At 30.4% G+C, this 20606-nt stretch carries 21 protein-coding genes; 9 read left to right on the top strand and 12 right to left on the bottom strand.

Translation table 11 applies throughout. The features are described 5' to 3' along the window. Nucleotides 1-24: 24 nt before the first annotated feature. The 3 genes from Q9968_RS06135 to Q9968_RS06125 all read right to left on the bottom strand — a co-directional run bounded on the left by Q9968_RS06135 (nucleotide 25) and on the right by Q9968_RS06125 (nucleotide 1006). On the bottom strand, nucleotides 25-153 hold the full coding sequence (locus Q9968_RS06135; protein ID WP_305514522.1) for a hypothetical protein: 129 nt from the start codon (nucleotides 151-153) through the stop codon (nucleotides 25-27). An 89-nt stretch (nucleotides 154-242) separates the two neighbouring features. Next, nucleotides 243-500 carry a hypothetical protein gene (locus Q9968_RS06130; protein ID WP_305514521.1) on the bottom strand — a complete coding sequence of 86 codons (258 nt, stop codon included), beginning with the start codon at nucleotides 498-500 and terminating at the stop codon, nucleotides 243-245. 23 nt (nucleotides 501-523) lie between these two features. Then, the gene (locus Q9968_RS06125; protein WP_305514519.1) at nucleotides 524-1006 is read right to left on the bottom strand and encodes a helix-turn-helix domain-containing protein; all 483 of its coding nucleotides are present in this window, start codon (nucleotides 1004-1006) and stop codon (nucleotides 524-526) included. Nucleotides 1007-1209: 203 nt separating this feature from the next. On the opposite strand from Q9968_RS06125, the gene Q9968_RS06120 reads away from it, so the two are divergent. Together Q9968_RS06120 and Q9968_RS06115 are read left to right on the top strand one after the other, a co-directional pair. Continuing rightward, nucleotides 1210-2229 carry an NOG1 family protein gene (locus Q9968_RS06120; protein WP_305514517.1) on the top strand — a complete coding sequence of 340 codons (1020 nt, stop codon included), beginning with the start codon at nucleotides 1210-1212 and terminating at the stop codon, nucleotides 2227-2229. A 105-nt stretch (nucleotides 2230-2334) separates the two neighbouring features. Then, the gene (locus tag Q9968_RS06115) at nucleotides 2335-2892 is read left to right on the top strand and encodes an Hsp20/alpha crystallin family protein (RefSeq protein ID WP_305514516.1); all 558 of its coding nucleotides are present in this window, start codon (nucleotides 2335-2337) and stop codon (nucleotides 2890-2892) included. A 26-nt stretch (nucleotides 2893-2918) separates the two neighbouring features. Here the strand turns inward: Q9968_RS06115 and Q9968_RS06110 are convergent, their stop codons facing one another. After that, nucleotides 2919-3929, bottom strand: coding sequence for an SIS domain-containing protein (locus tag Q9968_RS06110; protein WP_305514515.1), 1011 nt, complete (start codon nucleotides 3927-3929; stop codon nucleotides 2919-2921). Between the two features lie 82 nt (nucleotides 3930-4011). On the opposite strand from Q9968_RS06110, the gene Q9968_RS06105 reads away from it, so the two are divergent. Next, on the top strand, nucleotides 4012-4638 hold the full coding sequence (locus Q9968_RS06105; protein ID WP_305514513.1) for a DUF447 domain-containing protein: 627 nt from the start codon (nucleotides 4012-4014) through the stop codon (nucleotides 4636-4638). Here Q9968_RS06105 and ade read toward each other — a convergent pair. The 5 genes from ade to Q9968_RS06080 form a co-directional block, all read right to left on the bottom strand. Beyond that, nucleotides 4635-6350: an adenine deaminase gene (ade, locus tag Q9968_RS06100; RefSeq protein WP_305514511.1), complete on the bottom strand. Its 1716-nt coding sequence runs from the start codon at nucleotides 6348-6350 to the stop codon at nucleotides 4635-4637. The two genes, Q9968_RS06105 and ade, sit on opposite strands and share 4 nt — an antisense overlap. Beyond that, a complete protein-coding gene (locus Q9968_RS06095; protein ID WP_305514509.1) occupies nucleotides 6351-7571 on the bottom strand; it encodes a TIGR00300 family protein in 1221 nt (406 codons plus the stop codon). 712 nt (nucleotides 7572-8283) lie between these two features. Further along, nucleotides 8284-9102 (bottom strand): zinc-ribbon domain-containing protein, encoded by an 819-nt coding sequence (locus tag Q9968_RS06090; RefSeq protein WP_305514507.1) that lies wholly within the window; start codon nucleotides 9100-9102, stop codon nucleotides 8284-8286. Nucleotides 9103-9111: 9 nt separating this feature from the next. Beyond that, the gene (locus Q9968_RS06085; RefSeq protein ID WP_305514505.1) at nucleotides 9112-10041 is read right to left on the bottom strand and encodes a zinc ribbon domain-containing protein; all 930 of its coding nucleotides are present in this window, start codon (nucleotides 10039-10041) and stop codon (nucleotides 9112-9114) included. Nucleotides 10042-10044: 3 nt separating this feature from the next. Then, on the bottom strand, nucleotides 10045-10599 hold the full coding sequence (locus Q9968_RS06080; protein WP_305514503.1) for a hypothetical protein: 555 nt from the start codon (nucleotides 10597-10599) through the stop codon (nucleotides 10045-10047). Between the two features lie 227 nt (nucleotides 10600-10826). Between Q9968_RS06080 and Q9968_RS06075 the strand changes: the two genes are divergently transcribed. Continuing rightward, complete coding sequence (locus Q9968_RS06075; protein WP_305514501.1) at nucleotides 10827-11111, top strand: winged helix DNA-binding protein; 285 nt, start codon at nucleotides 10827-10829, stop codon at nucleotides 11109-11111. 446 nt (nucleotides 11112-11557) lie between these two features. Here Q9968_RS06075 and Q9968_RS06070 read toward each other — a convergent pair whose 3' ends face one another. The 3 genes from Q9968_RS06070 to Q9968_RS06060 all read right to left on the bottom strand — a co-directional run bounded on the left by Q9968_RS06070 (nucleotide 11558) and on the right by Q9968_RS06060 (nucleotide 14760). After that, nucleotides 11558-12895, bottom strand: coding sequence for an NCS2 family permease (locus tag Q9968_RS06070; RefSeq protein ID WP_305514499.1), 1338 nt, complete (start codon nucleotides 12893-12895; stop codon nucleotides 11558-11560). A gap of 569 nt (nucleotides 12896-13464) precedes the next feature. Continuing rightward, nucleotides 13465-14331 carry an agmatinase gene (gene speB, locus Q9968_RS06065; RefSeq protein ID WP_305514497.1) on the bottom strand — a complete coding sequence of 289 codons (867 nt, stop codon included), beginning with the start codon at nucleotides 14329-14331 and terminating at the stop codon, nucleotides 13465-13467. Between the two features lie 33 nt (nucleotides 14332-14364). After that, nucleotides 14365-14760, bottom strand: a complete 396-nt coding sequence (locus Q9968_RS06060) for a translation initiation factor IF-5A (protein ID WP_305514495.1) — start codon at nucleotides 14758-14760, stop codon at nucleotides 14365-14367. Between the two features lie 156 nt (nucleotides 14761-14916). Here Q9968_RS06060 and Q9968_RS06055 point away from each other — a divergent pair, with 156 nt between their 5' ends. The 5 genes from Q9968_RS06055 to Q9968_RS06035 all read left to right on the top strand — a co-directional run bounded on the left by Q9968_RS06055 (nucleotide 14917) and on the right by Q9968_RS06035 (nucleotide 20601). Beyond that, nucleotides 14917-15375 carry a pyruvoyl-dependent arginine decarboxylase gene (locus tag Q9968_RS06055; RefSeq protein ID WP_305514493.1) on the top strand — a complete coding sequence of 153 codons (459 nt, stop codon included), beginning with the start codon at nucleotides 14917-14919 and terminating at the stop codon, nucleotides 15373-15375. Between the two features lie 4 nt (nucleotides 15376-15379). After that, nucleotides 15380-17239 (top strand): bifunctional NADP phosphatase/NAD kinase, encoded by a 1860-nt coding sequence (locus Q9968_RS06050; RefSeq protein ID WP_305514491.1) that lies wholly within the window; start codon nucleotides 15380-15382, stop codon nucleotides 17237-17239. Then, the gene (gene cfbE, locus Q9968_RS06045) at nucleotides 17232-18650 is read left to right on the top strand and encodes a coenzyme F430 synthase (RefSeq protein ID WP_305514489.1); all 1419 of its coding nucleotides are present in this window, start codon (nucleotides 17232-17234) and stop codon (nucleotides 18648-18650) included. The genes Q9968_RS06050 and cfbE overlap by 8 nt, the downstream gene beginning before the upstream one ends. A gap of 110 nt (nucleotides 18651-18760) precedes the next feature. After that, a complete protein-coding gene (gene hemC, locus Q9968_RS06040; RefSeq protein ID WP_305514487.1) occupies nucleotides 18761-19630 on the top strand; it encodes a hydroxymethylbilane synthase in 870 nt (289 codons plus the stop codon). A gap of 14 nt (nucleotides 19631-19644) precedes the next feature. Further along, nucleotides 19645-20601, top strand: a complete 957-nt coding sequence (locus Q9968_RS06035) for a Gfo/Idh/MocA family protein (protein WP_305514485.1) — start codon at nucleotides 19645-19647, stop codon at nucleotides 20599-20601. Nucleotides 20602-20606 lie beyond the last annotated feature (5 nt).

Here is a 20606-nt window from a genome sequence, read left to right as displayed (position 1 = left end):
TTGTGAAAGTTTATACCCCATTATTCAACCAATTTCATAAAGTGATTTTAACCCTACAAATTCACCAAATTCTCCTTTAAATATTGAAATAAGTTCATTTAATTTTTGCAATGGATTCCTGATTGGAATGTTTATCATTATAAAGTTTATCATTTACCTTATTTATTAAATCCATTCTATTTAATGATTTTTGGGTCAATATCCTTAATATATTCGTATTCTAAATTGGAGTTAGTTATTGCTTATTTAATTAATTGTTTAGCTTCATTATTAAGCATATTTTCCATTCTGAAGTGATATAATGCTTTTACAAGATTAATTGAATCTCCTCTTTCATTAGTTTCCATGTATGAACTACAGTGGACTCCAATAAATCCAAATACATTGATTTTAAATCGTTCACCACAGTGTACTTGTATATTTTTTGTATTTGGTGCATATAATACTCTTCTAACGTTTGTTACGCTTTTGCAGGCAGTTTCATCCATGAATGCTAACATTCGTCTATTTGTGTCAATTATTGTTAGTTTTTTTTAAATATTTTGACATCATCTTCTGTGCGACCTTCATATTTAATAAAAGGTTTTCCGTAGTTTAATCCTAATTTTTTCCGTGTTATGAACCAAACATGATTATAACTAAATTCTATTTTGAATAAGGTATATATCATTTCTCGAACATCTTCAATTGTTAATCTTTTATCGCTATTTGTGATGGCTTCATAAAGAATTTTCAACTTTTCATCGTCTAATTCTGATTCAAGGCCACAATTACTATAATTAGGCATTAATCCATCAATACCTTTCTCGTTATATTCTTTAACCCAACGTTCACCTGTTTTTCTAGAGACATTCATAATTTTAGAGGCTTTTTTTATAGTATCTCCTTTTTTAACCATTTTGATTAAATAAGCTCGCCTATAAATATTATAGGAATCCTTATGTTCTTTTATAATATCATTTAATTCCTTGTCCGTCAAATGTTCTTCAATTTTTGCGACTTTCATGATTATTATATATGAACTTTATAAGGTATAAACTTTTCCAAGAAAATATACTTTTTTATTATATCAATTATATAAAACAAATAATATACCAACTGAAATATCACAACATTATCCACAAATTAATTAACCAACCAAATCTAAACTATAATAATAGAAATGTTGAGAGAGAACGAACATAAGCAACCTATATTTAGAGTGATACAATGATGATACCTACAATACCTACGCCTGATGAAATTTTAGATAAAGGATTCAGCAGAGGTAAAAAACAAGCAGACTTAATGAGGAGTCAAAAAATACCTAAACATTTAAAAGGTAAAAGAATTGAAGAAAGAAGAGTTGTAACTTCTTGTCAAGTTATTAAAGATAAATTAAAATCTATTCTTGATGCAGTTCCTGAAATTGAGAGTTTACATCCGTTTTATCAAGACTATATCGACATTACTGTTGGTGTTGATGATATGAAACAGGCACTTGGGGGTCTTAACTGGGCTTATGGAATCATAACACAACTTGAAAAAGAATATGGGGCTAAAATTAGGAAAAACCCTTCTGAAAATGCAACTGCAATACAAAAGCAGGCTTATGGCAGAATCGCATCAGTTATAAATAAAATCAAAAAAAATCTGGATTTCCTTGATTTTGCAAAACAAAACTTAAGGAATATGCCTACAATTGATTTTGATGCAACAACAATAGTAATTGCTGGTTTTCCTAACGTAGGTAAATCTACTCTTTTAAGACAAATTACCGGAGCAGATCCTCAAGTTGCCAATTATCCATTTACAACAAAAGGTATTCAGATTGGCCATACAGAAAGACATTGGAAAAGTATTCAAATTATTGACACCCCAGGACTTTTAGACAGACCAGTTTTAGAAATGAACGATATTGAGATGAATGCAATTGTCGCACTTGAACATTTAGCGGATGCCATATTATTTATCTTTGATGCTTCTGAAACTTGCGGATTTCACTTAGATAACCAATACAACTTATTAAAACAAATTGAAAAAATATTTTCCGAAATTCCAACTGTTTACTTATTTAATAAAATGGACTTAATTGACGATGCAGAATATCTCAATCAATATATTGATGATGAAAACAATTCAATTTTTATTTCAGCTATTGAAGGAGAAGGCATTGATAAAATTAACAGAAAAATTGATACTATTAAAAAAATCGACAGAAAACTCGAAGAAGATGATGAGTATTACTAATGCCTAAATTTAGTAACTTGAAGTTATTAATAGTTAAATTTATATACTGACAAAACGTAATTAACACATACTTATAATCAATTCATCAATAAGGAGCGTGAAATTATGGTGGATAGTGAAACTATAGAAACTAAAATTTCTGATACAAAAGATAAATTTGATGAGAAAAAAGAAGAACAAAAAGATAAGTATGAAGAAACCAAAGAAAAAGGCAAAAATATTGCAGATAATGTAATCAACGATTTAAACGCCAGCATAGATGAATTCAAAGAATACATTAAAAATGTTCAAAAAACTGCAGACCAAAAATATGCTGATTACAAAAAATCTACTGTTCAAACCTTAGACATTGATCTTGTTGAAACCGAAAACAAATACCATATTAAAGCAGCAGTTCCTGGTGTTGATAAAGAAGATGTTTTAATTGAAGCAGGAGACAATGATTTAACCATTGAAACTACTTTCAAATCATTCATTGAAGAATTTGAAGAAGAAGATGCAGAAGTAATCGTGTCTTCAATTAAGACTGGCAGATGTGTTAAAACTATAAGATTTGAAAACAGCATTGATTTAGAAAATATTTCTGCTAAATTCTCTAACGGAATCATTATTGTAACCATTCCGAAATTAGTAATTCCAAAACATAAAGTCAATGTAGAGTAAACTCTACATTATTCTTTTTTTAAAGATTAATATCTTACTTTTCCAATATGTCTTGTAGCACCCGGATCTTCACCATTATAATGTGCTAAATAATAAACAAACCATTCAAGAGGGATTACAAATACAAATGGAGATAATAATTTATCAATATCCGCATAATCTTTTAATTCATAAATAATTGATTTTAATTTTAAATTTTCTGAAAATTCAATAGCTTTTTGTGTAATTTCATCAGATTCAAAATCTGATTTTAAAAATATAATCGGAACATCCTTTTCGACTCTTTCAATTAAACCATGCCTAAATTCAGCAGAATATTCCGGGCATGCATGTTTAATAGCCCCTTCCATGAGCATGGTCATTGCTAACTTATAAGCAAGCCCAAAGTTGGGTCCACTACCTAAACAATAGAAAATATCCTCATTTTTAAAATTTTCAGCTAATAATCTATTATCATATTCAGTAGTTTTTAATAAATCTTCAAGAATGTCGGGAATTACAATTAATTGCTTTAATAAAGTATCCTTTCCATCATAATTACTGGCCGCGAATAAAATTTGATACAGACAAGCAAGTTGAGTAATGTAAGTTTTAGTACCTAAAATTGCTGTTTCTTTTTCACATCTTGTAATAATTGGAGTTTTAGCTTCTTTAATCATTGAGCTTTCAGGTTCATTAGAAATAGATACACTGTGAATATTAAATTCATTAGTTTTTCTAAGTGAAGCAAGAGTATCAGCAGTTTCACCAGATTGTGAGGTAAAAATAGCAATAGAGTTTTCATTAATGGTTAATTTTTTATTGTAGTAAAATTCATAACCAGTATAAACTTCAATGTCAATATTTGTGCTTGACATTCTTATTGCATCTCTAACACTATAACAAGTTGAAATAGAACTTCCACAACCGATTAAATATACCTTATCTTTTTCAGGAATCAGTTTAGAAACTTCATCCATTGTTGATTTTTCACATTCAAAAGTTTTTCTAAGTGAGTCAGGTTGTTCCATCATCTCATCATACATTTTATATTTCATGGATTAAACTCCTTAAAATTAAATATTATAATTAATATATTGTTAAACAAGATATAAAAATGTTTTTTATAAAAGGGTTAAAATGGATATTGATTTATTAAAAATAGGAATGGTGAAAGGAAGGCAATACGAAACAATTGTAAGTACTATAAACTCAAAGAGTATAAAAAATGCAGCCCCTATAGGAATAATTTGCTCTGGTAAATCTAAAGTACTTTGCCGTATTTTTAAAGGAAGCAAAACTTTAGATAATATATTATCTCAAAAAGAGTTTATTGTAAATATTACTCATGATCCAGAATTATTTACATTATCTACACTTGGAAATTTGCCTGAGAACTATTTTAACCAGAATTGTTCAATTAAAAATGCTGATGCTTATTTTAAATGTGAAGTTATTAATTTTAGCGAAGCGATAAAACAAAGCGATCCAATTAAAAAGAAAGACGAAGCTATTGTTATTAAAGCTGAAGTTAAAGAATTAGTAATAAATAAAAATACCAAAGCTTTGAATAGAGGATTTAATTATGTGATTGAATCTTTATCTAACCTTACACGCTTTGATATGTTTGATGACAATCAAAAAGAAGAATATTTAAATCGTTTTCGTGAGGCAAATCGTGTTGTTGTTAAAGTGGGGCATAAAGAGGATATCCTTGCTATGAAAGCTATAAAAAAAGAGTTAATGAAAAAAGGTTTAAAACCTTAATTTTTAATAACATCAATAAATTCAAAGTTATCAACATCAAATAGGCCCAAATCAGATATTTTCAAAGACGGAATGACCAATAATGCCATGAATGCCATAGTCATAAATGGAGAGTCTAATTTACAGCCAAGAGCTGAGCACATTTTATGTAAAATATTTAACTTAGAAGCAACTTCATATGCATCTTCATTAGTCATTAAACCGGCAATCGGTAAAGATAATGAATCTTCAAAGTCCTCGCTTACTACAGCTATTCCCCCTTTATTATCTATGATTTTGTTGACTGCACGAGCCATCATTTCAGTATCATATCCAATGACAATGATATTATGGGAATCATGAGCAATTGATGACGCCAATGCTCCTTTTTTAAGACCGAACCCTTTAATAAATGCATTTGCAATATTCTCTAAACCATATCTCTCAACAACAGATATCCTTAAAACATCTTCATAGATATCCGACTGCACTTTGCCTTCTCTACAATATAGTTTAGTAGTAGCTCTTTCTGTAAGCAACACCCCATTGAAGCATTTTATTACATTAACCTCGCATTCCTCACCATCATAATATATCTCAAAGTCTTCGGAAGATTTTTTTGAAGTGTTTATAGTATTTTTAGATTCGACTTCAGGAACCTCAAACAGAACATTTTCTCCATCAAATACACATTCGCCACCAATATATGTTTTCAATATATTGAAATCGGTTAAATTATCAATGATGATGAAATCCGCTTTAGCACCAGTTACAATAACCCCTGCATCCAATCCATAATGTGTTGCAGGATTAATTGTGACCATTCCAATAACTTTTATTATATCAACACCCAAATTAGCTGCTTTTTTAACGGATTTATCCAAATGGCCATGAATTAAATCATTTGGATGTTTGTCATCACTTACAATAAAATCAAAAATCGGAGAGTGGATTCTTCTTTCCAAAACTTCTGTTGGAATTATACCAAAACTATCTTGATTTTTCAAATGAGCCAAGCGTTGTGAAAAATCAAAAAGAGCTTCCATATTTTTAGCAGATGAACCATCACGAACCATAATTTTCATACCTTTTTGCTTTTTCTCAATAGCTTCAGCAAAATTACTGCATTCATGGTCTGTAACTATATACTGTTCCAGATATTTATCCAAATTCTTACCTGAAAGTAATGGAGCATGCCCATCAATAGGTTTTTTATACTTTCTAGCCAATTCCAACTTTTTAATTACCTCTTCATCCCCACTTAACACTCCCGGAAAATTCATCATTTCCCCAAGTGCAACAATTTCCTCTTTTTTAAGCAAATATTCAATATCCGATGAATCTAAAACACAACCTGCTGTTTCAAATGAAGTAGCCGGCACACAAGAAGGTGCGGAAAAATAAAAATTAAATGGAACTATGGAAGCATTATCAATCATGAATTCTATCCCTTCAATTCCAGCAACATTAGCTATTTCATGAGGATCACAAACAACAGAAGTAGTACCGTGGCGAACTGCAATTTTAGCAAATTGTGCTGGTGTTAGCATGCTGCTTTCTATATGAATATGGGAATCGATGAACCCCGGAAGCAGCAAACCCTTGACATCAATTTTAGTTTCTTCAGTGACATTAATAGGAACAATTTCTTTAAAAACACCATCTCCCAGCGTTATTCTAGCCGGATAAACTGAATCGGTCAAAACATCAAGGATATATGCAGTAAATATCATTTAATCCTCCTTCAAAGCATTGTAAAGGAGAGGCAAGAATGTTCCAATATCAGTTACAATACCCACTACTTGTGCACTACCCCTATCAGACAATTTAGTAACGGTGGATGGATTAATATCTACACAGATACTTTTAACTCTTGAAGGAAGCAAGTTACCAGTTGCGATAGAATGAAGCATTGTTGCAATCATAATTACCATATCAACTTCCTGAGCATAATGTCTCATTAACTTCTGAGCTTCGGCAGTATCTGTTATAACATCCGGCAAGGGACCATCATCGCGAATAGAACCTGCAAGGACAAATGGAACATCGTTTTTAATACATTCGTACATAATTCCACCAGTTAAAGTACCATCTTCAACTGCATTTTTAATAGAACCGGAATTATTTATTCTGTTAATAGCTCTCATATGGTGAGTGTGGCCATGAGCTACAATTTTACCAGTTTTTACTTCAATACCTAAAGATGTGCCGAATAAATCAGATTCAATATCATGAGTTGCAAGTGCATTGCCCGCCATGATAACATCAATGTATCCTTCTTTTACAAGTGATGCTAAAAATTTACCAGACCCAGTGTGTACAATTGCTGGTCCTCCAACAATACCTATTTTTCCACCTTTAGCTTTGATTTCTTTCATCTCTCTAGCAATACCATGTATAAGATTCATTAAAGGTTTTTCAGAGGACACCTCACTGTTCATGAATTCAAATACTTGTTGTTCTTCACGAGACCTATGGGGCGGAGTAACTTTAACACCATCAAGGCCCACCACAATTTTATCTCCGGATTTGACCTCTGCAATAGGTTTTACAAAAGCACGTTTAGCATCAACATCAACAACAACCAAACAGTCCATTTCGATTTCTTCAACAGGAATCCAATCCCCATCATAGAAAATATGAGTTGTGTGATTAGATGATGAATAAAAACCTTCAGGAGCAACTTTATCTTTAACAGATGCAACAAGATTAACTTCTTTAATTTCATCAATTGATGCACCAAGTACAGATAATTCATCTAAAATAGATTCCAATAATTCGGGAGAATCTGCTGAAACTTCAATCTTTGCATGACTTTCATCTGATTTTTTACGTCCAACATCAATTTCCAATATGTCAAATTCCCCACCTTTATCCATAATTATACCCATTGTCTTAGTTAAAGTCAATGAGTCAATAATATGGCCTGAAAGCTCAATAGTTCTTTTATTCATAACAATATGCTCCATTTTTTAGTTAATATTAAAGTTTTAGTTTTGGTGATATTTAATGGTATTGTTATGATTTTAAAAATCAAATAAATCAGAATGATAACTCACTTCTCCTCTTATCAGACCCACCCGTGCCCGTTTTCAAACAAGTAATCTCAAGCATATCAGTTATTTAAAACATATAATATCCACAATTTACTTCAGCACGAAATATTCATTGTTGTATTTTAAATACATCTCGTTTTCGAGTTTGAATAGTTCAACATATTGAACACCAAAATATTTTGTTTTCCAGTTTTCATTACCTAAACCATCCACAATCACATTTAAATATACTTTACTTTCTATTATTCATATTATACTCATTTTTAACTCAATATATCCATTATAGTTATTTGTCATTTTTCTACTGTTTTTAGACTAAAGTGGTATTTTACTTTCTCATAATCATTTATCCATAAAAGAACATCAGACTTCCTCAAGACCACTCCATCAAATATCATCCAAATAAAGACAATACAGATATAATGATTAGATTATGCTTTAAACTATCATGTAATCCCACCACTGTTGCCAGTGCCACAGTTTCAAGTGATAATATCCTGTATAACAAGGTTAATAGGTTAATAGTTATACTGACATAAAACTCTCAAAAAAAAGAAATGAGCATATGACAAAATTTAAGATAATTGCTTGTCGCACAAAAAGAAAGAGATTAAAGCATGCCTTTGAATTTACTGATGATGTCCCCAATAGTTTCTTTTAAAAACATATTTGATATATAAGCTACAATAACTCCAGAAATCATCAAAATAATTAAATGCTCACCAAAAAAACCTTCATAAAATCTTGCAACAAATGCACCATAAATTAATTCAACTAATTGAATTTCTAAAATACCTAATATCAATCCAACAAATAAACCAAATATTATAGCATTAACTTCATTATCAATAATTCCTGCAAAAAAACCTACAGTCAAAATAACCGCTAGTATAAATGAGAACCATGAAAATCCAATGAATAATCCTAATAAAGATAGAATTATAGATACAACTAAAGCTATTATAGATGGTTTTATAATCTTTTCCAAATTAATTTTATTCTCAAAAGAAGTAGGAACAGATTCATGATTTGTTTTCCCATCAGAACCTATATTAGTTCCACATTCTGGGCAAAACTCAACATCATTTTCTACTTCCTTTCTACAATTTGGACATGTTTTTATTTGAATTATTTTTTTTGAAAAAATTACCTTAGAGCCACATGTTGGACAAAACAAAACATTTTCATATAATTCTGATCCACAATTCCTACATTTTAGATTTTTATCTTCATTTTCAAATTTATTACCACAAGAATGATAAAAGTCATTATTAAAAGATAGTTCGGCACCACATTTATCAGAGTTTATGTTAATATTATTATCTGATGAACTTTGATTTTCATCAGAGTTAATAAGATCATTTCCACAATTTGGACAATTTTCCGAATCCTTTGAAACAGTAATTCCACAATTATTGCATTTAACCATTTAAAATCCTCATCCAAACAATAAATCTTGTTTAAATTTATCAAATTCTTCTTGAGTAATTGCACCAGAATTTAATAATTCTTGGAATTCTTTTAATTGTTGAGCTTTAGAAGGTTTTGAAATTTGATTTTGAACAACAACAGTTTGTGGTTTGTCTTTTAAAGATTCATATAAATCCACTAAACTTTGACCAAATTCAAAACTAGGTAGTCTAATTTCATAAGAAGTATTGTCAACTAATTTTATTAATAATCTATCAAACATATCTGCACTGTCGTTATTTGCAATCATGTCTTTAAATCTTGTCGCTTTAAGAGATTGTATTTTATTTTCAATGTCTTTTCTGATATCATGAGGAGATGTCCAAGCTCTTTTAGTGATATCTTCATATCTACTTTCATCACCTAATCGTTTAGTAACTCTTATTGATACAATTTTATCAAAGTAAAAATTATTTATTCCAGCATTGACCTTTTCCCAGTTTCTATTATCAATTTCCATAAAAACGAATTTATTTTCTTTAATTAAGAAAAAACCATCAATCATAGTTTCATTACCAATATAATTATCTGGATTAAAACCTCCAATATACTTATTAATAGTTTTATGTTTGCTAGTAGATTTTTCTAACATGTTAAAACGTTTTACACTAGTTAAGAAATAATCTTCATCTTTAATTCCGAATTCTTCAGCAAGTTTATCATACCTTGCAAGAATCTCATCACGTCTAACATTCCAATCTTGTTGTTTGAAAGAAATAGAAGCTCCATTTTCTAATTTATAACCACATTCACGACAAAATGTTGTGTTTTTATCATTCGTAGTTCCACATTTTGGACAAACATCTGAAGTACCCTCAAATTTTTCTACTTTCTCACCACAATTAAAACAGAAATCTGATCCAACAATTTCTGCTCCACAGTTTTGACAATTAACCATAATTTAACCCCAATTATTTTGTTCAAGAGTTTTCTTAATTTTATTTCCCCAAGCTTTTTCTTCCATATCTTTAACCGTGGAATCCAAATTACTTGAAACATTAGAAATAGAGCTATTTAACGCATTGATTTTATTATCCATAATATCTAATTCTAATTTCATGAATCCTTTTTCAATGTCTTTATATGTTTGAGAATTTTCTTCATTAATCTTCTCTACCTCCTTTCCCTCATTCAACATGTCCATTAATCTTAAAAATACATGTTCTTGATGTTGTTTTTCATATTCTTTTATATCTGCAACACTGTAAATTTTGTTTAACAACATTTTAATGACATTAATGAAATCTTCTCTGTCAGAGTGGTCATTAACATTATTTGGGAGAATATCTGTCTTAAGTAAAAATACAGAATTAATATCGCCATCATCTTTTAAAACTAACGAGTATCCTTTGTGTTCAATATAAACTAAAACAATTGATTTATTGTCATGAATATCAATTTCTACTTTGAAAAATTCTTTTGGAATAGATAGAAAATCTAAATTACGCACTAACATTTTATCACCTATTTAACTCTAAATTTATTAAATCATTTACTTTTTAAGGTCAGAATTATTCGACATTCCATTTATATCCTCATGAGATTTAAATAGATTTTATTGAAAAATTATAACCTTAATATTTTATATTATTAGATTATATTAAACACAGAATATAAACATTGCTATTAGCATGCTAATATCATATAGATATCTATTAAATAGCTAAAATTAAAATTCAAAATATGGATAGAAAAGAGGATATGAGCATTATTTCTTTACTAACACGCTCTAAAAAAAGGTTTAAAGTTCTAAAATCTCTAGAAAAAGAAAATAAAATACCCTCAAAAATTAGCAAAGATATTGATGATAACAGTAATCATGTATCCAAATATTTAAAGACATTGAAAGAAGCGAAATTAGTAAAATGTCTTAATGAAGAAGATAAACGATATAGATTTTATGCCATTACAGATAAAGGTAAATATTACCTTGATAAAATAGAACACGAGTATAAAGACCAAAAGTAGAATATCTTATTTTAATGTTAAAAAATCATGAATTAATTAGCTAGAACCATTGCAACATTATCTCCTAAACCAACACATGCAGTTTCAATAACAAAAACATACAACATTTATAAGAAAAAAGCAATATTTCAATTTCATAGATAAATAAACATTCATGAGTAAATAACAATAAATGCAATATATAACTCAATTATATCCATATCTATTGAAATATAAATAGAATAATTAATTATTCAAGAAATATTCAATTTCCTCATATGTTTATAACATCTTTAAATGTTTTAATATTATAAGTCGATTTTACAAGTTCATATTCCTATTGAGAGGAAGATCTGAAAATTGCAGAAAAAGAACTAATAATAGCAATTACATGATAAAATAAGCAAGATTTTACAGTAATATATATTAATTTTTTAAAAAAATGGTTTAAACCCACCGAAGTGAGTTTAAAGTCCAAAGAATAAGTATATCAAGAATACAATTGCAAGAACATATATTCCTGCATTCATTTCTTTAAATTTGCCAGTGGCAATTGTTGCAACTGCGTAAGTTACAAAACCCCATGCAATACCAAGGGATATTGAGTATGATAAAAGCATCATAATGATTGTCATAAAGACTGAAGCCGCAACAACAACATTATCCCATTCTACCTCTTTTAATTGAGCCATCATTAAGATACCAACAATTACTAAAGCAGCAGTAGTTACTGAAGATGTAAATAAAGATAATACGATTGGTGAGAAGAAAATTGAAAGAATAAATAATATACCTGTTACAATAGCTGCTAAACCTGTTTTAGCACCCATTCCAATACCAGTTGCACTTTCAACATATGCAGTTACTGTACTTGTACCGCAAATAGAACCAACAATTCCACTTATTGCATCACTGAAAAACGCTTTTTCAATTCCGACAGCTTGACCGTCTTCATCGATAAATCCGCATTGCCTGCCTAAGGATATTAAAGTTCCAGTTGTATCAAAGAATGTAACAAATACCAATGAGAATACAATCATGAGTAAGTTTGGAATATTTGAGAAAAGTTGTCCAAATCCTCTTGCAAATCCTCCAAATAATGACAAATCAAAATTGGTAGTAATTACCTGAGCAGGTAATGTTGGCATTAATGGGTTTCCAGCTCCAAATCCTATAACTGACATTATAAGACCAATTACAGCTGTAATTATCATACCAATGAACACAGCAGCCGGCACTTTACGAATATGGAAAATTAATGTTATAAAAATACCAATTAAAGCTAAAAGTGCTGAAGGAGCAAGTAAATTGCCCATTGCAACATAAGTTGACGGATCAGCTACAATAATTCCTGAACCTTTAAGTCCAAGGAATGCCAAGAAGAATCCGATACCTGCACCAATTCCCAATTTTAAGTCAACAGGAATAATATTTAAAATAGCTTCCCTTAAACCGGAAATAGTAATTAATAAGAACACTATACTTGAAACAAATACTGCTGCAAGTGCAGTTTCCCATGTATTACCCATTCCCAATATAATCGTATATGTAAACAGTGCGTTAAGTCCCATTCCAGGAGCAAGCCCAACAGGATATTTTGAGACAAGCCCCATAATTATACATGCAACACCTGATGCAATTGCAGTTGCAAAAAATACTCCAGTTGCAGACATTCCACCATCCGCAAGCATTGTTGGGTTTACACCCAAAATATAAGCCATAGCAAGAAATGTAGTTATTCCTGCCAATATTTCAGTTTTAAAATCTGTATCATTTCCCTTAAAATTAAAATAGTTATCTAACATATAACACCTCTTCAGAAAAATCAATTGTTCCTCTGAGACACTATAATATATTGAAAAAATCAGTATTAAATTTATCTAAATTATTCTTGTGGCATATTGAGAAATAATAAAAGCTCAGAAAGATTATTTCCATTATGGAAAAAATGGCGATGAAATACAAATGGTAAAGAACTAATTATTCTTATCACCAACATTATCCATATTCAATAGGCCTTTAACCATGAATACATCAATAAAAGCCTGTTTTAAACATTATACACAACTATTTCAATCAGATTTAAAGCCAAACCTTCTTATTCCCAGTCATGATTCTGCTTGTAAATAATAATTTCAAATAAGCCATGTGTAAATATAATGATTTTATAACCATATTAACCTAAAAGAAGACAAAATATTTAGTTAAACCTAAATTAAAGGACATAACAAGGAATTTAACATATTTTCAATAATATAAATTCTTTTTAAGAAATAAGACTTGTTCGTTTGATATAAAATAAATTGAAAATATTGAAACAATGATTAACAAAACCTAAGTTTAAAGTATTATTTAAAATAAGAATTGTTAATAATTATCCGATTAATGTTAAAAAATCGTAAATAATTTTGGCTGCAACAACAGCAGTGTTGTCTCCAAGCTTATCACTAGCCGTTTCAACAACATCCAAACCTACAACATTTTTATGAGCTAACGTTTTAATAATAGTCTCAATTTCAGAAACAAACAATCCCCCAGGAGTAGGATTACCTACATTAGGAGCGATAGCTGGATCAACAACATCCATATCAACTGAAATATAAATAGGCCCTTCAATATTAGTCAAATAATATTCAACAGCATCCATATGTTTGTGAACATCCTTATTTTTAAATGTTTGAATATTATAAGTTGATTTTACAAATTCATCTTCTTCTAAAGAAGAGGACCTAATTCCGATTTGAACCAAATCAACACCGTTTTCATGAGCTCTTCTCATGACAGTTGCATGAGAATACTTTTCACCAATGAATTCAAAAGCAAGGTCTCTGTGAGCATCTAGGTGAATAACAGTCAATTTATCATATTTTTCACTTAGAATTTTAATAGCTCCAATAGAAGCGGAATGTTCGCCGCCAATGATTATTGGCTTAATATTTAAATCTAAAAGTTCGCCAACAGTTTGCTCAATAATCTTGCAAGTTGCTTCACAATTTCCAGGAATAACATTAACATCTCCAAAATCATGGAAAGTAGTTGTTAAATCCTTATTAAAAACAGTATTGTATTTTTCAAAACTAAATGAAGCTTCGCGAACAACAATCGGTCCTAAACGTGCACCGGAATGATAAGAAGTAGTACTGTCAAATGGAACTCCAATTATTCCATATGAATTTTCTTTTAAATTCTCAATTTCCTGAGAAAATGCAAATTTCCATGGTTCATAAGTATTTAAAAGCATAATAAATCTAAAAAGGAAAATGATTAAGAGAACTTATGATCCTCTAGTTCTCATTATTTTCATATTTCCCATAGCGACAATATATTCAACCTCTCTGCCTTCAGTAATTTCATCTTTTAAATCTTCAGGCATTGGTAAGTCAATAGTATCGTAATTTTCTAAGTCCATAATTTGAACATTAGCCCCTTGAATAGAAATAACTTGTCCTAATCTTTTATCAATAATAGGAATATCAACTTTGTTATCTACAGGTTTAACAAGACTTCTTTTTTGATTATCGAAAACACCAACTGCTTCGATTCTTGCTTTTGCAGCTCCGTGTTTACCAGGAGATGAAGTAGTATAACTAATAATTTTACAAGCTTCTCCGCCTAAAACAATATATTTTCCAACTTTTAATGTTTTAATTTCTACAACTTTTGTTGACATTAATTTTCCTCCATTTTATTTAAAAACCGGTTTTTAATCTTATAATAAGGAATATTATTAGATTAATATAAATTATCTTCTCCATTTTATTTAAAGTATTCGTTTATTATAATGATTAAATACATTAAAATACATATTAAAAAATAAGTGATAAACATGAAAATAGCAATTGTTACTGGAAAAGACGAAGGACCTGCAAAATTAAATGCTTTCGATAATGCACTAAGCAAAGCTGGAATTGGAGATGTTAACCTGATTAAAGTATCTAGCATGCTTGCAGGCAATGCTGAGATATGCAAACTTCCAAAACTTAAAGCCGGTGCTATGGTAAACTGTGTTTTATCAGAAGTGACTTCAGACAATCCAGGTGATGTTATAACTGCAGTTGTCGCAGTAGCTATTGGTGAGAAACTGGGTTGTGTAGTTGAAACAACAGGGATTAATAAAAACACTGGTGATTTAATCGATGAATCCGAAAAAATGGTTAAATACATGATGAATAAACGCCACTGTGAAATTAAAGATTTGAAAGTTGAATATTCCACCACAACTGTTGAAAACATTGCATCAGTTGTATCCTCAGTAGTTTATCTAAATGACGAAATTATAGAGTGATAATATGGACAGCGAAACCAAAAAAATCGCCAAAAAATTGGTAAATAAAATAATCAAAGCAGTTGGTCCAGCTGTTAGAGAATATGTTGGAACCGAATTAGGGGGAACAGAAATAAAAATCGGAGCTGATGGAACCCCAACATCATATATCGACCAAATAGCTGAAGAAAAACTCATAAATATTCTAAAGAATGCAGAAGTATTATCATATTTAGTTAGTGAAGAAGTAGGGGAATTGAAACTTGGAAAAGGTACAAAAAGAAGTATTATCCTAACCCAGGAATTGAGAAGAACTGATTTGAGCGAAGATGAAACTCCGAAATTCATATTTTTAATTGATCCGATTGACGGTACAAATAATGCCATTAATGAAATTCCTGCATATGCTATTTCAATCGCTGTGGCAGAAGTTAACCAAGGCAATCTTGCAACAATAAATGATGTGGAGCTTGGTTTCGTATATAATATAGCAAGCGGCAATTATTTTGAAGCTGAAAAAGGTAAAGGATGCTTGTTGAATAATGAAAAAGTTAAACCACGGGATAATGTTAAAATAAACAAAATGACTCTTGGAGGATTTACAAAAACAGGAACTTCAGAAGCATCAACCCTTGTTGACCGTGCTAGACGTATGAGAGTACTTGGAAGTGTTGTTTTGGAACTTTCATATGTTGCAAGCGGAAAATATGATGCGTTTCTTGATTTAAGAGGAAGCAGAATAATTGATATTGCAGCAGGAAAATTAATTCTTGAAGAAGCAGGATGCATAATTACAGACAAATACGGTCAAAAACTCAACAATATCTTAAGCATTTATGAAAAAACAATTGTTGTGGCTGCAAATAACAGAGAAATGCACAAACAAATTATTGATATCTTAAATAATAATCAAGCAGATGTTATTGGTAAAATTGGAATTATTTCAAGAATTGATCAAGATAAACCCATTTTATTTTCAGCAAAAATTATTGACCATATTTTAACAAATGGCTGTGAAGTAGTCATTGAAAAAGAATTAGCTCAAAAATTAACTGAAATTAAACAAAACCCTAATTTAGAAAAGATTATTAAAGAAACCCAAGAAACTTACCCTAAAATTGCTAACATGCTTGATGACATTGATTTTAATATAGATTATGAAAAATTAGCTGAAGAGTTATATAATTTTGAGTGTGACATGGCAACAATTCTCGGCGGGGACGGCACACTATTAAGAGCGCAGTCCAGGCTGAAACCAGAAATTCCGATTTTTGGAATAAATATGGGTACAGTAGGATTTTTAACAGAAATTGAAGTTGAAAATACATTTGATGCATTTAAAGATATCTTAAAAGGAGATTATTATAAAGAAAAAAGAACCCGACTTGTTGTATCACATGAAAATCATAATTTCACAGCAATGAACGAAGTAGTTGTTATGACTGACAAACCTGCGAAAATGCTTAATTTCGAGATTTTAGTTGATGGGGAGATAATTGAAGAAGTTAGAGCAGACGGATTAATCATATCGACCCCCAGCGGTTCAACAGCATATTCCATGTCTGCAGGAGGACCTATTGTAGATCCGAAAGTTGCGGGATTTGTCATAATTCCAATTTGTCCATATAAACTTGGAGTAAGGCCATTTGTAGTATCGGATAATAGTGAAATCACTGTTAAATTGCTTAAAAAAGGTAAAAATGCAGTATTTGTAATGGATGGTCAGATTAATGAGGAAGCAAAATATGAAGAAGAAATTAAATTCAAAAAATCTAGGAAAGATGCATACTTCATTAGAACTTCAAGTAAATACTTCTATGAAAAAGTAAAAGACAAATTAAAAGAAGGTGGAATTGAAACACATAATCGGTGCAATAATGAATAATCTTGTTATTGATTTAACTCATGGAGGAGTTAAAATAGCCATTAGTTTAGCTAAAGAAGGTAAAAATGTCTTTGTATATGACCTATACAATACATTAAACAGTACCGACAGTAAACTGCTTGACGTTTATAATGTTAAATTAATCCGATTAAGTGATTTGGCAGATCTGAAAGGAGATATAACTATAATATATCCAATCCATATGCCATTGAGTTTTGAAGAGGTTGAATCATATAATTCCAACTTAAACTATACTTTCAAAAGCCATCATGAAATCATGAAAGAACTTTTAATTGATTGGGGAGAAGATATAGTCAAAATAGAAGTTACAGGAGTTAAAGGAAAGACCACCTCCGTTTTTATGCTTAAAGAAATATTAATTGATAAAAATCCACTGATATTATCAAGTTTAGGAGCATTGCTATATGAAAACAGAAAAGAGATTATTCTAAAAAAAAATATTTCAATTGCGCCTGCCAATATCAAGGAAACGATTGATTTAGCATATAAAACTGCAAATCCCATTTGTGAGATAGCTGAAGGCATCGTTGAAAGCAAAAACATACGAAAATATGATTGCGCTATTTTTGAATCCTCCCTAGGAGCAAGTGGAATTGGAGATGTTGGACTTCTATTAAACATCACCGAAGACTATCCAATAGCAAAAGGTAAAAGTTCTGCAAGTGAAGCTAAAAAACAAGTATTCAGATGTAAATGCGTATGTATCCAAAAAGAAGCATTGGATAAATATTATTCTAATATAAAACATGGCAAAATCAATAGCTTTTCACTGAATGACCCATCTTCAAATTTATTTATCAAAAATGTGGAATATGATTTAGACCGGACACAACTTGAAATAATATATCATGACATTAAAACTGTTAATAGCAATATTGTTTCAGGCGAACTTCGCCTGAATTGCTTTGCACCCGGACCTCATCATGTCAGCAATACATTAGGAGTAATTTTAACTTGTCTGAGTTTAGAAATTGATTTGGACAAAATAATAAATGGAGTTGAAAATTATAAAGGCATCCCCGGCAGAACCAATAAAAAAACAATGCAAAACTCAATTATCATCGAAGAAATAAATCCCGGACTGAATACTCAAGCTATAAAAGAATCAATAAACATGATTAAGGATCTAGATGATTATTATGTTTCCATCGGAGGAGATTATGGGATTACCTGCGAAGAGATTGATGAAGAAAAATTAACACAATATTTAAATAATGTTAACATAGATCTGATTTTGACCGGAGAATTAGGATTGTCAATTTCTAAAAAAACAACTCAAAACTACTTATATTTCGAAAATTATGAAGATATTTACGATTTAGCTATAAAAAATAATAAAAACCTCCTTTTTATTTATCGTTCAGATTACCGGAAACTTTCACAAAGATAAAATTTTTTAAAAATTGAAACATTTAATAAATATTAATGTAAAAATTAATAATGTAGCAAATATTATAAGTTATAAGCTTATAAATAAATTTTAAATTTTGGAGATAACTAATGATTGTTGGAACCCGTGGAAGCCAATTGGCTTTAGCTCAAACAAAACAAGTTTGCTCAGATTTAAGTAAAATAACTGGCGAAACTATTGATATTGAAATTATTAAGACAAAAGGAGATAAAATTACTACCTCCCAATTGTACAATATGGATTCGAAAGGACTTTTTACTAAGGAATTGGATATTGCTCTTTTAGAAGAAGAAGTTGACTTTACAGTTCATAGTTTTAAAGATTTGCCTACTGAATTGGATGAAGATTTAAAAGTTATAGCTGTTCCAAAACGTGAATCTCCAAATGAAGTATTAATCTCTAAAAAAGACTGGAATAATCTAGGTCCGGGTTCACGCCTTGGAACTAGTAGTCTTAGAAGAGAAGCTTTTTGTAATCATTACGAAAAGGAATTTGAACTTAAACCCATCAGAGGAAATATTGAAACTAGAATTCAAAAAGCCTTAAATAGCGATTTAGATGCAACAATTATGGCTGAAGCTGGCCTTAAAAGATTAAATCTAACAAAATATATTAAAAATGTATTTCCACTAGAGTATATTACGCCACCGGCAGGTCAAGGGGCACTGGCTATTATTACAAGACGTGACTCTGATAAAAACGAGTTAATTTCTAAATTAAATGATTATGTTTCAATGCAGGAAGTACTTGCTGAGAAAAAAGTGCTAGAGGAACTTGGCGTTGGATGCCAATGGCCAATTGGTGCTATAGCACGTGTGAAAAATAATGAGTTCAGTATTTATTCAATTTTATTAACTAAAGAAGGAGAAATCCTTAAAGGACAAACAGAAAAGGGATCTGTTCGCAGTGCGGTTGAACTTGGTGGCCGTATTGGGAAACTTTTCAAGGATTACGTTTAAACGGAGGAATTAGATTGAAAACTATTAATGTAGGAGTTGTCGGTGTAGGCGCAATGGGTGAAAACCATGTTCGTGTTTACCACAAAATGGAAGAAGCAAATTTAGTCGCTGTAAGTGATGTAAGTGAAAGAGCACTTAAAAAAATTGAGAAAAAGTATGGTGCTAAAGGTTTTACTGAATATAGCGAACTATTAGAAAATCCTGAAATTGAAGCAGTAAGTGTATGTGTACCAACCACATTCCACCATGCAGTTGTAATGGAAGCTATTGATCATGGAAAACATGTTTTAGTAGAAAAACCAATTGCATTTACCGTGCAAGAAGCTGAAGAAATGATTTCCGCGGCTAAAGAAGCAGGAGTCATGCTTGCAACAGGACATGTTGAAAGATTTAATCCCGCTGTTCAAAAAGCTAAAGAACTTATTGATGACGGAGTTATTGGAGACGTGGTATCTGCTTTTGCAAAAAGAGTAGGGCCCCTTCCACCAAGAATTAAAGATGTCGGTGTGTCAATAGATTTAGCTATTCATGATTTAGACATAATGAATTACTTATTTGAAGAAGAAGTTGTTCAAGTTTATGGTTCAATGAACTGTAGTTTCGATGACAGTGAATTCGAAGACCATGCAGAAATTATGGTGAATTTTGATAATGAATCTACTGGAATAGTTGAAGTAAATTGGTTAACTCCATATAAACGTAGAGAATTAGAAGTTACCGGTACTGCTGGAATAATCTCAGTCGATTACATCAAACAGAGTATTGAAGTATACGGTAAATTTGCTCAAGATATTCAAATTAAACATGAAGAACCCCTTAAAGGCGAATTAAAATCCTTCGTAAATGCAGTGATGAATGGAATTGAACCAGAAATCACTGGTGAAGATGGACTTAAAGCCCTTAAAATGGTTATTGCTGCTAACAAATCCTCTAATGAACATAAACCGATTAGTTTTGAAGAACTAAAATAAGGTGA

It is taken from the genome of Methanobrevibacter sp. V14, assembly GCF_963082475.1.
In the GTDB taxonomy this organism is placed as follows: domain Archaea; phylum Methanobacteriota; class Methanobacteria; order Methanobacteriales; family Methanobacteriaceae; genus Methanocatella.
The sequence above is the reverse complement of the archived record's forward strand: the minus strand, read 5'-3'. Positions and strand labels throughout refer to the sequence as shown.